Source organism: Flavobacterium sp. U410 (assembly GCF_053570605.1).
This window is the reverse complement of sequence record NZ_JBSEFI010000009.1, coordinates 1-15,712: the sequence shown is the minus strand read 5'-3', so window position 1 is coordinate 15,712 and position 15,712 is coordinate 1. Positions and strand designations below refer to the sequence as shown.

Genomic DNA, 15,712 nt, shown 5'->3' with positions numbered 1-15,712 from the left:
ATTCATTTTTTACAAGAACATTTTGTGCCTTGTTAACGAGATGTTAAATTATTTACTAATCTCTTTACTCAATCTTAATTGACCTCAACAAAAAATATACATCTGTAAAAAAATATGCTTTTTTTTCATGAATTATAAAAATAAGCCTTGAATTATAAGAAAAATGGAAAAGTAAAAAATAGTAAAAAGGGAAACGTTTTTAATTACGAAAAGGTTGTTGTTGTGGTAATGTTGAGGTAAATTATTTAAAAATGTATAGTTAAACGCTCAAAATATAATCTACAAGTCCGTTATCATGTACCAAATTCAGCTTTTTACGCAAACGATATCGTTTTATTTCAACACTTCGTATCGAAATGTTAAGCATAGGTGCAATCTCTTTTGAACTTAAATTTAACCTTAAATAGGCACATAATTTCAAATCGCTCGGTGTTAAATTAGGATGTAATAATTTTATCCTCTTTAAAAAATCTTTATCTACATTGTCAAAAGATTCTTTAAAGGTATTCCAAGAATCGTCTTTATTAATATTCTTTGAAATGGTAGAAATGACCGATTTTAGATTTTTGTTATCATTTTCTTCTGCCGACTTTTTCAAATCTTCTTTTATGATTGATAACAATTCGTCTTTCTTAATCAAGCTCATATTGGTTACTGCTAATTCTTTATTTTTAGCATCAACATCTTGAGCCAATTGTTCGTTCTTTAACTTTATCATTTGTTGCTCACTTTCTAATGCGGCTATTTCTAACAATAAATTATTTTCTTCTATCAGTTTCTGTTCTTTCTTTCTATAATAGTCATGATATGCTTTGTTAACATAATAAGCTAAAATAATTAAGATGATTATATAAATAGTCAAAGCTAAATACGTTGCATACCACGGTCTTTTGATTTCAAATTGATACTCAATGGTATTTACTGTTGGTGTATTGGCTACTTTAGCCTTTACTCTAAATGTATATGTTCCCGGTGATAAATTTTTAAAACTAGCCGTTGATTTATCACTCCAATTACTCCATTCTTCTTGAAATCCTTCCAATTGATATTGATACTTAACATCGATAAATCTGTCATATTGAGGCACAGAATAATTGAACACAATATTATTTTCGGAATTATGTAATGAAGCTTTCCTTTCTAAAGAAATGTATTTAGATTCTTTTTCCAGTTTATTTACAGCAATAGAGTTTAGTAATATTTCATGATTTTTAACTTTAAATTCGGAAAGGTTGATAACAAAATAGCCATCCGTTTTACCAATTAAATATTCACTGTTTCCTATTTGGGCTATATTTTCAAAACCCGCCATAGGATTAGTTATCGTAACAGGTATTGAAATTTTATGTTTTCTAAGTTGTGAATCAAAATTTCCGGAAGTAACATAATAAATGGCGTTTTTAGTAAAAACCCACATTTTGTTTGACTTATCTACGCTGACTTTTCCAGAAGTATAACCGCCTTCTGTTAGTATTTGACTTAAAAATTCATTTTTCTCAAATTGATTTGTTTTTGAATTTAATTGGTAAAAACCTTCTTTACCTACAAAATAGATTATTCCATTGTATTTTACCAATCCGATGTTTTTCCCTTTTTGGGGAGATGGCAGAATGGTAAACTGAGTAACTTTAGAAATATTTTTATCTAATTCAACTTTTAGTAACCCTTTATATTCGTGGCCAACGTAAACAATATTGTTATTGGCTATTTCAAAATAGCGAGATGAAATATCAAAACCTTTAATCTTGTTCTTAAAATGCCATCCGTCATTTATCTTTTCTAAAACCGATAAACCATTATAATTCCCTTGAACTAAAATATTTTTATGATTGGGATGAATATTAAACTCCCATGTACCTGATTCATTGTAAATTAATTGGGCTTTATCTTCCGCAACGGTAAAAGTTCCTAAATCGTGACCGCAGAACAATTGGCCATCATATTCAAATAAAGTCCAAACTTGTCCTTTTGTTCCACTGATAAAATGATAGCGGCTATTTTCATCCTCATTTCTATAAAACAAACCTTGATTGGTTCCCAAATAAATTTTGCCTTTGTATTTTACCGAAGCGTAAACCGTACCTAGTGAACCGTCTTCGTCTTTATATTTCCTAATGGGCGATTGTAAGTTTACACAATCAATTCCATTATCTAATCCTAACCATAAGTTATGATTCGAATCTTCTTTAATAGAAAGTATAGTATTATTGCTTATGCCGGTGGTTTGGGTAATGTGATTCTCTATTTTCCCTTTGGCATCTAAAATGTAAATTCCGTTAGAAATGGTTCCCAAGGCAAATCCGCCATGCGATAATTTTTGCGCACTAAAAACCGTATTTTTTTCAATTTCTTCCTCTGAAACAAAATGATATTTCGATAATACATTTTTTTCTAATTTGAATATTCCTGCGCGCTCCGTTTGAAGTAAAATTCCATCGTTATCTTTAAAAATTTCAACAATTCTATTATTAGTAATTCTTGAATCATCAGAAATTAAAACCGGTTTCCCGTTGACAATTTCATACAAACCCTCACCAACAGCTTGAAAAAAAATGGAATTTTCTACATTATAACATTTAAACAAATAGGAATGATGATCTATAAAATCAAAACTTCCATCCTTAGAATTGTATACATAAATCCTATTAAACGATTGAAATAAAACCCAATGATCTACAGCAACAATATTCCAAAAATGCTCATCTTCAATTAACTTTTTCTCAATATTTTTACTAATTGATGTATAGTGCAATAATCCGTTAGCTTGTCTTTTCCAAAATCCAAACTCCATGTAACAACCTGTATAAATCCTATCTTCAACCACCTTTACAGATCGAATATTAGTTTCATTGGGCGATGGATATAAATTCCAATTGGATCCGTTAAATTCTAATAACCCTTCATTATTAGCAAAGTAGATAAAATTATTTTTGTCTTCAGAAATCATCCAATTTTGATTTCCTGCATTATATAAACTGGAAGGATATTTTACAATGGGCGGAAGTTCTTGAGCATTAACAGAAATGCTTAAAAAAAGAAATACTATATGGAAGATATATTTCATAAAAATATTCATGTGGTTTCAAGTAATTAGCTTGTAAAAATATTGTTTCGAAATCAATTGTTCAAATTTAATTCATCTTTGAATTGTGCTGGTTGTCTTTTTATAAATGATTATATTTGCAAATCTTACGAAAAACTATGAACACAACCGACTTTTCTAAATTAGAACCTAAAAAAAATATCCTGATTAAAGGAGCTCAACTACATAACTTAAAGAACTTGGATGTTGCCATTCCAAGAAATAAATTAGTAGTAATCACTGGATTATCGGGTTCTGGTAAATCGAGTTTAGCTTTTGATACCTTATATGCCGAAGGACAACGCCGTTATGTGGAAAGTTTATCGAGTTATGCCCGACAATTCTTAGGTCGTTTAGACAAACCAAAAGTAGAATACATCAAAGGAATTGCCCCGGCTATTGCTATTGAACAAAAAGTAAATACCACAAATGCCCGTTCTACCGTAGGAACTTCAACCGAAATTTACGATTATCTTAAACTTCTATACGCCCGAATCGGTAAAACCTTCTCTCCTATTTCCGGACAAGAAGTTAAAAAAAATAGTGTAACCGATGTTATTGAAGCGGTAAAAACGTTTGAACCCAATTCTAAATGGTTGTTGTTAGCACCACTTTTGGTGGAAAACGGAAGAACACTTGAAGATAAATTAAACGTACTACTTCAGCAAGGTTTTGCACGTATTTTAGTAGATGGCGAAACCGTTCGTTTAGACGAAATAGTTCTGGATATTGCCCGAGCTGAAAAAGCAAAAAAAATTGAAATTATTGTTGATCGTATCGTAGTTAAAGACGACGAAGAATTTTTCAATCGTTTAGCCGATGCTGTTCAAACTGCTTTTTATGAAGGTAAAGGCGAATGTTTTTTACAAGAATTAAATGCAGACCAACGCTTTTCTTTCAGTAATAATTTTGAACTTGATGGCATAACATTCTTAGAACCTAACATTCATTTATTTAGCTTTAATAATCCGTATGGAGCTTGTCCAAAATGTGAAGGTTACGGAAATATTATTGGAATTGATGAAGAATTAGTTATTCCGAATACAGCACTTTCGGTATATGAGAATGCCATTTTTCCTTGGCGTGGCGAAAGCATGAGTTGGTATCGTGACCAATTGGTTAATAGTGCTTACAAATTTGATTTTCCCATTCACAAACCTTATTTTGAACTTACTGACGAACAAAAAGCGTTGATTTGGAACGGAAACCAATATTTTACAGGTTTAAATGATTTCTTTACCGAATTGGAAGAGAAAAATTATAAAATTCAAAACCGTGTCCTTTTATCGCGTTATCGTGGAAAAACAAAATGTACAACTTGTCAAGGAAAAAGACTTCGCCCGGAAGCTAATTATGTAAAAGTGGGCGGAAAAACTATTTCTGATTTGGTCGATTTACCAATTGTTAAGTTGATTCCATTTTTCCATTCGTTAGAATTATCAGAATATGATGCCAAAGTAGCCAAACGTCTGCTTATCGAAATCAACAATCGATTGGCTTTCCTTTCTGATGTTGGTTTGAGTTATTTAACCTTAAACCGAAACTCCGCTACACTTTCCGGGGGTGAATCGCAACGCATTAATTTGGCAACCTCATTAGGAAGTAGTTTAGTGGGTTCTATGTATATTTTGGACGAACCGAGTATTGGTCTACATCCGAAAGACACTGAACGATTGATTACCGTTTTGAAAAATCTTCGCAATTTAGGAAATACGGTAATTGTGGTAGAACACGACGAAGACATCATGAAAGCAGCCGATATGATTATTGATATTGGTCCGGAAGCAGGAACACACGGCGGAGAATTGGTAGCACAAGGAACCTATGACGAAATTTTAAAAGCCAATTCACTTACTGCTAAATATTTGAATGGTGAAGAAGAAATTGAAGTTCCCAAAAAACGCCGCAAATTCAAACATCATATTGATATTATTGGCGCACGCGAAAACAATTTAAAGAATCAAGATTTCATGTTTCCGTTAGATTGTTTAACTGTAATTACAGGAGTTTCGGGAAGTGGAAAAAGTACTTTGGTAAAAAAAATATTATTTCCGGCCATTCAAAAACAATTAGATGGTGTTGGTGAAAAAGCGGGACAATTTTCGGAATTAAAAGGAAGTTTTGCGAATATTAAACATATTGAATATGTAGACCAAAATCCTATCGGAAGAAGTTCACGTTCCAATCCGGTGACGTATATTAAAGCGTATGATGATATTCGCGATTTGTTTTCGAAACAAGCGGTTTCAAAATTGCGTGGTTACCAACCGAAACATTTCTCTTTTAATGTTGATGGCGGTCGTTGCGAAACTTGTAAAGGTGATGGTGAAGTGACTATCGAAATGCAATTTATGGCCGATGTTCATTTAGAATGTGAAACTTGTAACGGAAAACGCTTCAAAAAAGAGATTTTAGAAGTTACTTTCGAAGGAAAAAATATTGACGATATTTTAAAAATGACGATTGATGATGCGGTTGAATTCTTTTCTAAGCACAATCAGACTAAAATCACTCAAAAATTACAACCACTACAAGATGTTGGTTTAGGTTATGTGCAATTAGGACAATCGTCTTCTACATTATCTGGCGGTGAAGCACAACGTATTAAACTGGCTTCGTTTTTAGTAAAAGGAACGATAAAAGACAAGGCGTTGTTTGTTTTTGACGAACCTACAACGGGATTGCATTTTCACGATATTAAAAAACTATTAGCTTCATTTGATGCGCTAATTGAAAAAGGACATTCCATAATTGTGATCGAACATAATTTAGATTTAATCAAATGTGCCGATTATATTTTAGATATTGGTCCGGAAGGTGGTGAAAATGGCGGAAAACTTGTTGCTTTTGGTACACCGGAAGAAATTGTGAAAAACAAGGATTCAGTTACCGGAATTTATTTAGCTGAGAAATTGAGTTGATTTGTCATTCCGAATTTATTTCGGAATCTCACATACTAGATGGTATCATTCTTTCACAAATTATTTTACAGATAAAAATGATTGAAATAAAGAATTTCGAAAAGCATATAAATAACATCAAAAAGAAAGATTGGGATTCTTTATTTGATTTATTACCTGAATTAAAATCAATAGATAAATTTGGAGAATTAATTGAACCTAAAAAACAAAAAGACGGTTCTTATTCTTTTCCATATTGGAGTTCGATAAAAATAGTTGACCAAACAATTGACAAAATTGAAGAATTAGATTTAATGCCAATTTTTAATTGGATGAAATGGAAGGAAGGAATTGAAATTTTATCAAATAAAGATTTTGATTATTCGTCATTAGACAAAATAACTTTGTGTAAACTTCTTACTTGCATTGTCCGATTAGAAAGATTTAATGATGGAAATATTGTTCGCAACTTTAATAATAAGGTTGTACAGAAAATACTTGAAAGCTTACAGGAAAAAATTAAAAATTCAGATTCTGTAACAAATAATCAAAATCTCATATTTAGAGTTTTAAAGTTTTTTAAAAATAACAAATGAACATCAAACTACTTGCCATAGGAAAAACCGACAACAAGAACTTGCAATCGTTGATTGATGAGTATACCAAACGTTTAGGTTTCTATATTAAATTTGATTTGGAAATTATTCCCGATATTAAAAATGTGAAAAACTTAAGTGAAGCCCAACAAAAAGAAAAAGAAGGCGAATTGATTTTATCTAAACTCACACCAACCGATCATTTAATTCTATTAGATGAAAACGGAAAGGAATTTTCGAGCGTTGGCTTCTCAGAGTTTTTACAAAAGAAAATGAATGCCGGAACCAAAACTTTAGTTTTTGTCATTGGTGGTCCGTATGGTTTTAGCGAAACCGTTTATAAAACAGCACAAGGCAAAGTTTCTTTATCACAAATGACATTTTCGCACCAAATGGTTCGTCTTTTTATCATAGAACAAATGTATCGTGGCTTTACAATTTTACGAAACGAACCGTATCATCATCAGTAAAACGGTATTTTTTCTTTTAAAAATTTATTCATTTCGTAAAACTGCCTCATTGAAAAAATTTTCTTGAAACTTTATTTTTGTTATTGTTAAAATTTACAATATATTTAACCAAAATTATTACCAATCACTAATTTAATTTTTACCTCAAAATTTATGAAAAATTTAATTACTATTCTAGTTTTGTTTATCGGTTGTATGTCTTTCGGTCAGATAAAGGTAATTGAAACTACCCCTATCATTAGATTAGGTGCTATCGGTCAAAACGATATGTACATTCAAGCTGAAGGTGACAAATACACTTTCTTCTACAAGAACATTGAGAAAGAAGAAGAAATCACAACTCGTTCTTTCATGTTCCGTGATTTAAACAATGATATTCAAAAACTAGAAGACATTATCTTGTCAGGATTTTCAGCTGACCCTTTGTTAGACATTAAATTAGAATTACCTAACGATTACATTTGGTTACACTATTCTAAAAACTTAGATAGAACTTATGTTCAATTTATGTGTAGAGCAAAAGACGGAAGTACTTCTGGTGTTTCTAAGTCATTTAACTTAGAGCAAATCGTTAAAATGTTTGATAAAAAATTGAAAAAATAATTCCATATTCTTTCTATAAAACATAAAAAAATGTCCCGCTTAAAACGGGACATTTTTTTATACTTACAATTTACAACCACAATCGGGTAATTTTTTTTCATCATAAATGAATTCGTAAGAAGACAATTGAATAGTTTCTGACGTTAATTGCCATGCTAATATTTTATCCTGAATATATTGGTCAAATGTCAAATATTTACTGAAGTTCAAGTGAATAATGGTTGTTTTGCCATCGCTCATAAAATCAGCAAAATCTTTTACAAAAGCTACAAATTCATCGCGACTAATTTCACTTCCGTCAATCGTAATTTGATCTTCTTTATTGAAGTTAATCGTCAAATTATTGTACGATTGATACAAATTAGCGTGATCTTTAATGTAAAATTTCGAGAAATCTTTATCGTAAAAATACTGAACATCGGTAAACGGTAAAAAAGCTAAATTTTGCCCAATACTATCCGCATACGAATATACATTTATGGCATCTTCTTTTTTGTGTACACTATTTTTCTTTTTGGCTTGCAATTCCATTACTTCCGGAATTACCACATGTAAAGGCAAACGTTTATCAACATTGAAAACCCAATTTGTCGTGCTTATCGTATTTTTTCGGTTTACTTCGGCAATTGTATCGTTTGCCTCTGCTCTAAAAAATAAATAAACCGGAGAATGGTCGTAAATATCTTTTTGAACCGATACATTAGTTTTGGGCAATTGCACATCTTCCTGCTTACAAGAAAACAAACTTAACGTAGTTCCTAAAATTATATATTTTTTCATCCTTATATTTTTAATTTTTTATTAAAAAGTAACACAAAATATCTCGCTAAGATTTTTAAACCTAAAGTATTATTTTCCCTTTTAACTTTTCAACTAAAGCAACACATTCTACTGCTTCTTTTACATCGTGAACTCTTAAAATTTGAACTCCTTTTTGCAAAGCAATTGTATTCAAAACAGTGGTTCCGTTTAAAGCTTCCTGCGGATTGGTTTCCAGTAACTTATAAATCATTGATTTTCTGGAAATCCCAATAAGCATTGGCAAACCAAAAACAGACAAGAAATCAACCTTACTTAATAATTCATAATTTTGATCCAATGTTTTAGCAAAACCAAATCCGGGATCTAAAATAAGATCATTAATTCCTAAAGCTCTAGCTGCATTCACTCGTTCCGAAAAATAATAGGTAACTTCTTTAGTTATATCTTCGTATTGAGCCAATGATTGCATGGTATTTGGATCTCCTTTCATGTGCATCATAATATAAGGCACTTGAAGTTCTGCAACGGTTTCCAACATTTTTTCGTTCAAAAAACCAGCAGCAATATCATTAATCAAAGCAGCACCATGTTCCACAGAACGTTTAGCTACTTGAGCTCTAAAAGTATCAATGGAAAGTAAGGCTTCCGGAAATTGCTTCAAAATCATTTCGACAATCGGTAAAATTCTGTTGATTTCTTCTTCTTCCGAAACAAATTCCGCTCCTTGTTTAGATGAATAGGCACCTAAATCAATAAACGTTGCGCCTTCGGCAAGCATTTTTTCGGTCTGATTTAAAAAATCGATACCCGTTTTGTATTTTCCGCCATCGTAAAAAGAATTGGGCGTAATATTCAAAATTCCCATCACTTTGGGTTGGGTCAAATCAATTAAATTGCCTTTACAGTTGATTGTCATAAAGCTAGTCAACAATTATAATTAAGACTCGAAAAATATTGAGAACCTATTAAAATGCAATTTCAATTTACAATTCTTTCTCTTTTCTTCTTAATTAATTACTTTTGGAAATTAAACGAAACAAATATACATCAATAATGGCCAACACGTCACAACAATACGATAAAATAGTAACTATTTGCCGAGATTTATTCAGTAAAAAAGCTAAAGATTATGGAACGGCTTGGCGCATTCTTCGCTTGCCATCGTTAACCGATCAAATCTTTATCAAAGCGCAACGCATCAGAAGTTTACAAGAAAATGAAGTGCGTAAGATTGACGAAGACGAAACGGCAGAATTCATTGGCATCATCAATTATTGTATTATGGCTTTGATTCAAATCGACAAAGGTATTGCCACGCAACCCGATTTGAATGCGGAAGAAGCTATTGAATTGTACGACGAAAAAATTAGTCTGACTAAAAAATTAATGGAAGATAAAAATCATGATTATGGCGAAGCTTGGCGCGATATGCGAGTGAGCAGCTTAACCGATTTGATACTTCAAAAATTACTTCGTGTCAAACAAATTGAAGATAACAAAGGAAAAACTCTTGTTTCTGAAGGTATTGACGCTAATTATCAAGACATGATCAATTATTCTGTTTTTGCTTTAATTCACTTAGGAAAAGCGGAATAATTCCCGATTAACAAGTGCTTAACATTTCATTGACAGCTTTTTTAAAGCGAATGAGCTAATTTTAGAAAAAAAATTAAAAATGCGAAACATTATTACACAAATCGTCCGAATTTTAGTCGGTGTTCTCTTTATCATTTCCGGATTAATCAAACTAAATGACCCTATAGGTTTTTCATTTAAATTAGAAGAATATTTCAATGCAAATGTATTGAATATGGAGTTTTTAATTCCGTATGCTTTATTAATCGCTTGTTTTGTGGTTATTTTTGAAGTCGTTCTTGGCGTAATGCTTTTAGTAGGGTTTAAAACCAAATTCACCGTGTGGAGTTTACTTGCTATGATTGTATTTTTCACATTCCTTACCTTCTACTCTGCTTATTTTAATAAAGTAACCGATTGTGGTTGTTTTGGAGACGCTTTAAAGTTAACACCTTGGCAATCTTTTACTAAAGACGTCGTTTTATTGGTTTTCATTTTAATTTTATTTTTTAACCAACAATACATTAAGCCTGTTTTGGGGAAAGTAGCACTAAACTATTCTGTTTTTGTTGCTTATTCCATTTGTTTATTTATCGCTTATTATGTTTTACAACATTTACCAATTATAGATTTTAGAGCCTATAAAGTAGGAACCAATATCCAAAAAGCAATGGAAATTCCGGAAGGCGCTCCAAGAAGTGAATACGAAATGGTGTTCGTCTATAACGTAAACGGTGTGGAAACTGAAATTAGTTATAACGATGTCATGGCCAATAAAATTCCGGAAGGTGCTGAATTTGTTGACCGAAAAGACAAATTAATTAAAGAAGGTTACATTCCGCCAGTACACGATTTCACTATTGAAAAAGACGGAAACGATTATACTGAAAGCGTTTTAGAAGAACCGAAAGTAATTATGTTAATTTCTTATGATTTGAAAAAATCGAAGGAAAAAGGCATGAAAAAGTTGGAAGAATTTTATCAAAAAGCAACTGAAAAAGGTTATTTAGTTATCGGCATGACTTCTTCAGGAACTGAAATTATAGACGAATACAAAAAGAAATACGGCTTAACTTTTGACTATTATTTCTGTGATGCTACTACTTTAAAAACAATCGAGCGCGCTAATCCAAGTATCGTAGTTTTAGAAAAAGGAACAATTGTTGAAAAGAAACATTTCAACGATATCGATAAAGTAGTGTTAAAATAAATGAACAAAATACGGTTCGCTTAAAGAATTGACTAATTTTGGGTTAACCCAATAAAACTAAAAAAACATGAAAAAGATACTTGTCTTATTTATAGCTGTTTTTGCCTTACTTTCTTGTGAAGCACAAAACAAAACCGAGTTTGAAAAAGAAGCACTTGAAAACAAAATGATTTCTAAAGAAAATGAGAGTATCACCTTCAAAGAAATTATAGATCAATACAAAGGAAAAACAGTTTTTATTGATGTTTGGGCTTCTTGGTGTCCTGATTGTGTAAAAGGAATGCCAAAAGTGAAAGCATTACAAGAAAAACATCCGGAACTAGTGTATTTATTCATTTCTATGGATAAAACCCATGAAGCTTGGCTAAAAGGCATTGAAAAATACGAGGTAAAAGGCGAGCATTATATGGTAACTGACGGTATGAAAGGAGTTTTTGGAAAATCAATTGCCTTAGATTGGATTCCGCGTTACTTAATTGTTGATGCAACAGGAAAAATTGCTTTGTTTAAAGTGATTGAAGCCGATGATGCTAAAATCGAAGAAACATTAAAAAAGTTACAAAAATAAACTGATACTAAACCAAAATCAAGAATATGAGAAAAAACATCGTAGCAGGAAACTGGAAAATGCACAAAAACCACACAGAAACTCTTGCTTTATTAGAAGATATCATTGCTCAAAAACAAGAAACCGCTACAGAAATTGTTGTGGCACCAACGTTTGTTAATTTAAAAGCTGCGGTTGATCAAGTAACCGGAAAAAATATTACGGTTGCCGCTCAAAACATGCACCAAGCGGAAGGTGGCGCTTTTACCGGAGAAATTGCTGCAAGTATGTTGACTGATATTGGCGTTCAAACTGTAATTTTAGGACATAGTGAGCGTCGCGCTTATTTCCACGAAACAGATGCTTTATTAGCTAGCAAAGTAGATACCGCTTTAAAACACGAAATGCGCGTTATTTTTTGTTTTGGAGAAGAACTAAAAGATCGTCAAAAAAACAATCACTTTAATATTGTAGAATACCAATTGCGTGATGCCCTTTTTCACTTAAAGAAAGAAGATTGGAAATCTATTATTTTAGCTTACGAACCGGTTTGGGCTATTGGAACAGGAGAAACAGCTTCTCCGGAACAAGCTCAAGAAATGCACCAATTCATTCGCGAGTTAATTGCTAAAGTATACGGAACTGAAGTTGCTGATAATGTTTCTATCTTATATGGAGGAAGTGTTAAACCTGATAATGCTAAAGAAATTTTCTCAAAACCAGATGTTGATGGTGGTTTAATTGGAGGTGCATCATTAAAAGCCGCTGATTTTTTGGCTATTGTTAATGCGTTCTAATTTTTGAAAACATATATATAACAAAAAAGTCCCGAAATTCGGGACTTTTTTGTTATTCATTCATAGAGATTAAAAACTCTTCGTTATTTTGTGTCTTCTTGAATCGGTCAAAGATAAAGTCCATTGCCTCTACCGGATTCATGTCGGCTAAATACTTACGCATAATCCACATTCTTTGAATCGTATTTTCGTCCAATAACAAATCATCACGACGCGTACTTGACGAAACCAAATCAATAGCAGGGAAAATTCGCTTATTCGAAATTCTTCTATCCAACTGTAATTCCATGTTACCTGTTCCTTTGAACTCTTCAAAAATTACTTCGTCCATTTTTGAACCTGTTTCAGTAAGAGCGGTTGCAATAATACTTAATGAACCACCATTTTCAACATTACGAGCAGCTCCAAAGAAACGTTTTGGCTTTTGTAACGCATTGGCATCCACACCACCACTCAATACTTTTCCTGAAGCCGGTTGAACCGTATTATAAGCTCTTGCTAAACGTGTAATCGAATCTAATAAAATCACCACATCATGTCCGCATTCTACCAAACGTTTTGCTTTTTCTAAAACAATATTGGCAATTTTTACGTGCTCTTGCGGTTCTCTATCAAAAGTCGAAGCTACCACTTCAGCCTTAACACTACGTTGCATATCCGTTACCTCTTCCGGTCTTTCGTCAATCAAAAGTACAATCATGTAAACCTCCGGATGATTCGCTGCAATAGCATTCGCCACATCTTTCAACAACATGGTTTTACCAGTTTTAGGCTGCGCAACAATCATTCCACGTTGTCCTTTACCAATTGGTGAAAACAAATCGATAATACGTGTTGAAATTGTGCTACCACGCTCTGCTAATTTAAATTTTTCTTTAGGGAAAACTGGCGTTAAATGCTCAAATGAAATTCTATCGCGAACCACTTGCGGATCGTGGCCATTGATTTTTAATACTTTTACCAAAGGGAAATATTTTTCGCCTTCTTTTGGTGGTCTTACCACTCCTTTTACAGTATCACCCGTTTTTAGACCAAATAATCTAATTTGAGATTGAGATAAATAAATATCATCCGGAGAAGAAAGATAATTATAGTCAGATGAACGAAGGAAACCATATCCATCAGGCATCATTTCTAAAACACCTTCACTTTCTATAATTCCATCAAACTCATAATCAGGTTCTCTATAATTAGGTTGCTTGTTATTTCCTGTGCTCTTCTCGTGAGTTTGCGGAACATTAGCAGCATTACTCTTTTTATAACTCGGATGATTCGGGTTATTTTCATTCGCCTTTTGATTAGGCAATTTCAAAGGTGCGTTTGAAACAGCTTCTTCAGTTTTCACCTCTTCCTTTACAGGATCGGATTCTTTAGCGACTTCTGTTGCTCTAACAATTCTTGTTTTATTAGGATTATTCTTAGCCCGCTCCTTCTTAATATCATTAACAGTTTTAGCCATTGGAACCGTAACTTTTTCAACTATCGGTGCGCTTTCAGCTTCTACGGTTTCTTTTACACTTTTTTCAACAGGAGTAGTTTCCTTTGCAATTCTAGTCCTTTTAGGCTTAGCTACAGGTTGCTCCCTTGTTGCCTTATTGTCTGTATCTGCTTTAACCGTTTCAGGATTAGCAGCTTGAAAATCTAATATTTGATAAATTAACTCGTCTTTTTTTAATGTACGGTACTTTTTAATATTAGTAACTTTAGCAATTTCTTGCAAATCAGAGAGTTTCATCTCTTTTAACACTTCAATATCAAACATGAATATCTAAATGATTATTTTTTATACGATTAGTTTCGAATAACGATGAGAAAAAATAGTTGGTGTACAAATCGTAGAATGAAGTACTTACGATTTTATACTGCAATAATACAAATAAAAATGCAGAAAACAATAGCTTTTTATAAAAAGAAACTATATTTTTGCAGGTATAATAAAGGAAATGATACAAAGAGTTCAAACACTATATATGGGAATTTGCCTTATTTTATCAGGCGTGTTACCGTTTTTTGTTTCTTTATGGACTGATGCGAATGGTATAACAACCTTTGCAAAGGATTCTAATCTTTATTTAGGCTTTTTTGCTATTATCTCTATATTAGTAATTATTAGCATATTTAATTATAAAAAAAGACAACTACAATTTGTTTTAAACAGATTGAATATAATATTAAACTTTATATTACTAGGATTTTTTGTATACCGAACGCTAAGTTTATCCGGAGAAACCGAAATTTCTGAGAAGGGTATTGGGATTTTTCTTCCTACCATTTCTATCGTTTTACTTGTTTTGGCAAACAGAGCAATTAAAAAGGACGAAGATCTTGTAAAATCAGTGGATCGTTTACGATAAACCTAACATCTTAGTTTATTAGTGCGTTAAAAAGTCTAACCTTCAGTTAGGCTTTTTTGTTTTAACCAAATCCAACTTCTTCAAATAAACCAATTATTTTAATTTAAATAAGAAGCACACATTCAGTCTTTCAGAACACTTATAGTCCCGCTGTCCGCTAAATTTCTGCAAAAGCATTTGCGAAGATACCGCTTCCATCGGGGCTATTATTCAAGTATATATTTCTAAAACATTATATATTTACTAATATAAATATAATGTCTAAAAAGTTAGACGAGGAAAGTCGTTTAAATTATTGCAGAGCTAGGCTAGATATAATTAACCGAATATATAATTATTTATAATATTTTTTTCCTTTTCACAATTGAGATCAGCAATAATAATATATACAAACTGAACATGTAATAACTTATAAATTCGCTTAATAATTTCTAAAACAAAATAATAATATCCCTATTATATTTTCCTTTATTCACATTTTTAAGTTTAATTTTCTTTCATTTATCTAAAAATAATTCACCTTATGTACTTAAAAATCTTTTAAAAGTAAGAATAAACCATATATATTCTTCAAGAAATGAAAAGACAATTAAAAGAGTCTAATAACGAAAGATATAAATACTCCACTCCAATGCATAGAATGATGCACAACACTTCTATGGGAAGAATAAGCAGCCCACGTTTAGTATTCCAAAAGATTTGTAGTCCCGCTGTGTGCACTACAGGGTAGTTCACTTCCATCGGGGCTATATTTTGAGGTAGTTGTCTTTCAAAACATGTTTTCAAAACCGGTATAAAACAAAAAACCCTATCCGT

General features: G+C 32.0%; 13 protein-coding genes. 9 read left to right on the top strand and 4 right to left on the bottom strand.

Annotated elements, in window-relative coordinates; all coding sequences use genetic code 11:
• Nucleotides 1-259 precede the first annotated feature (259 nt).
• Nucleotides 260-3,064, bottom strand: a complete 2,805-nt coding sequence (locus ACUSJC_RS07590; protein WP_449268962.1) for a triple tyrosine motif-containing protein — start codon at nucleotides 3,062-3,064, stop codon at nucleotides 260-262.
• A gap of 137 nt (nucleotides 3,065-3,201) precedes the next feature.
• Between ACUSJC_RS07590 and uvrA the strand changes: the two genes are divergently transcribed.
• The 4 genes from uvrA (at nucleotide 3,202) to ACUSJC_RS07570 (ending at nucleotide 7,651) form a co-directional block, all read left to right on the top strand.
• Entirely contained in the window at nucleotides 3,202-6,003 is a 2,802-nt protein-coding gene (gene uvrA, locus ACUSJC_RS07585) for an excinuclease ABC subunit UvrA (protein ID WP_449268961.1), read from the top strand.
• A 77-nt stretch (nucleotides 6,004-6,080) separates the two neighbouring features.
• A complete protein-coding gene (locus tag ACUSJC_RS07580) occupies nucleotides 6,081-6,578 on the top strand; it encodes a DUF6508 domain-containing protein (protein WP_449268960.1) in 498 nt (165 codons plus the stop codon).
• Complete coding sequence (gene rlmH / locus ACUSJC_RS07575) at nucleotides 6,575-7,048, top strand: 23S rRNA (pseudouridine(1915)-N(3))-methyltransferase RlmH (RefSeq protein ID WP_449268959.1); 474 nt, start codon at nucleotides 6,575-6,577, stop codon at nucleotides 7,046-7,048. The genes ACUSJC_RS07580 and rlmH overlap by 4 nt, the downstream gene beginning before the upstream one ends.
• Nucleotides 7,049-7,201: 153 nt before the next feature.
• Nucleotides 7,202-7,651: a hypothetical protein gene (locus tag ACUSJC_RS07570; protein ID WP_449268958.1), complete on the top strand. Its 450-nt coding sequence runs from the start codon at nucleotides 7,202-7,204 to the stop codon at nucleotides 7,649-7,651.
• A gap of 63 nt (nucleotides 7,652-7,714) precedes the next feature.
• Here ACUSJC_RS07570 and ACUSJC_RS07565 read toward each other — a convergent pair whose 3' ends face one another.
• Complete coding sequence (locus ACUSJC_RS07565; protein ID WP_449268957.1) at nucleotides 7,715-8,431, bottom strand: hypothetical protein; 717 nt, start codon at nucleotides 8,429-8,431, stop codon at nucleotides 7,715-7,717.
• 61 nt (nucleotides 8,432-8,492) lie between these two features.
• Nucleotides 8,493-9,329 carry a dihydropteroate synthase gene (folP, locus tag ACUSJC_RS07560; RefSeq protein WP_449268956.1) on the bottom strand — a complete coding sequence of 279 codons (837 nt, stop codon included), beginning with the start codon at nucleotides 9,327-9,329 and terminating at the stop codon, nucleotides 8,493-8,495.
• 137 nt (nucleotides 9,330-9,466) lie between these two features.
• Here folP and ACUSJC_RS07555 point away from each other — a divergent pair, with 137 nt between their 5' ends.
• From ACUSJC_RS07555 to tpiA, 4 genes are all read left to right on the top strand, one after another.
• Nucleotides 9,467-10,009 carry a DUF1599 domain-containing protein gene (locus tag ACUSJC_RS07555; protein ID WP_449268955.1) on the top strand — a complete coding sequence of 181 codons (543 nt, stop codon included), beginning with the start codon at nucleotides 9,467-9,469 and terminating at the stop codon, nucleotides 10,007-10,009.
• Between the two features lie 79 nt (nucleotides 10,010-10,088).
• Nucleotides 10,089-11,198, top strand: coding sequence for a BT_3928 family protein (locus ACUSJC_RS07550; protein ID WP_449268954.1), 1,110 nt, complete (start codon nucleotides 10,089-10,091; stop codon nucleotides 11,196-11,198).
• Nucleotides 11,199-11,265: 67 nt separating this feature from the next.
• Complete coding sequence (locus ACUSJC_RS07545; RefSeq protein WP_449268953.1) at nucleotides 11,266-11,766, top strand: TlpA family protein disulfide reductase; 501 nt, start codon at nucleotides 11,266-11,268, stop codon at nucleotides 11,764-11,766.
• 26 nt (nucleotides 11,767-11,792) lie between these two features.
• Nucleotides 11,793-12,542, top strand: coding sequence for a triose-phosphate isomerase (gene tpiA, locus ACUSJC_RS07540; RefSeq protein WP_449268952.1), 750 nt, complete (start codon nucleotides 11,793-11,795; stop codon nucleotides 12,540-12,542).
• A 52-nt stretch (nucleotides 12,543-12,594) separates the two neighbouring features.
• Here the strand turns inward: tpiA and rho are convergent, their stop codons facing one another.
• A complete protein-coding gene (gene rho, locus ACUSJC_RS07535) occupies nucleotides 12,595-14,304 on the bottom strand; it encodes a transcription termination factor Rho (protein WP_449268951.1) in 1,710 nt (569 codons plus the stop codon).
• Nucleotides 14,305-14,485: 181 nt separating this feature from the next.
• Between rho and ACUSJC_RS07530 the strand changes: the two genes are divergently transcribed.
• On the top strand, nucleotides 14,486-14,896 hold the full coding sequence (locus ACUSJC_RS07530) for a DUF4293 domain-containing protein (protein ID WP_449268950.1): 411 nt from the start codon (nucleotides 14,486-14,488) through the stop codon (nucleotides 14,894-14,896).
• Nucleotides 14,897-15,712 lie beyond the last annotated feature (816 nt).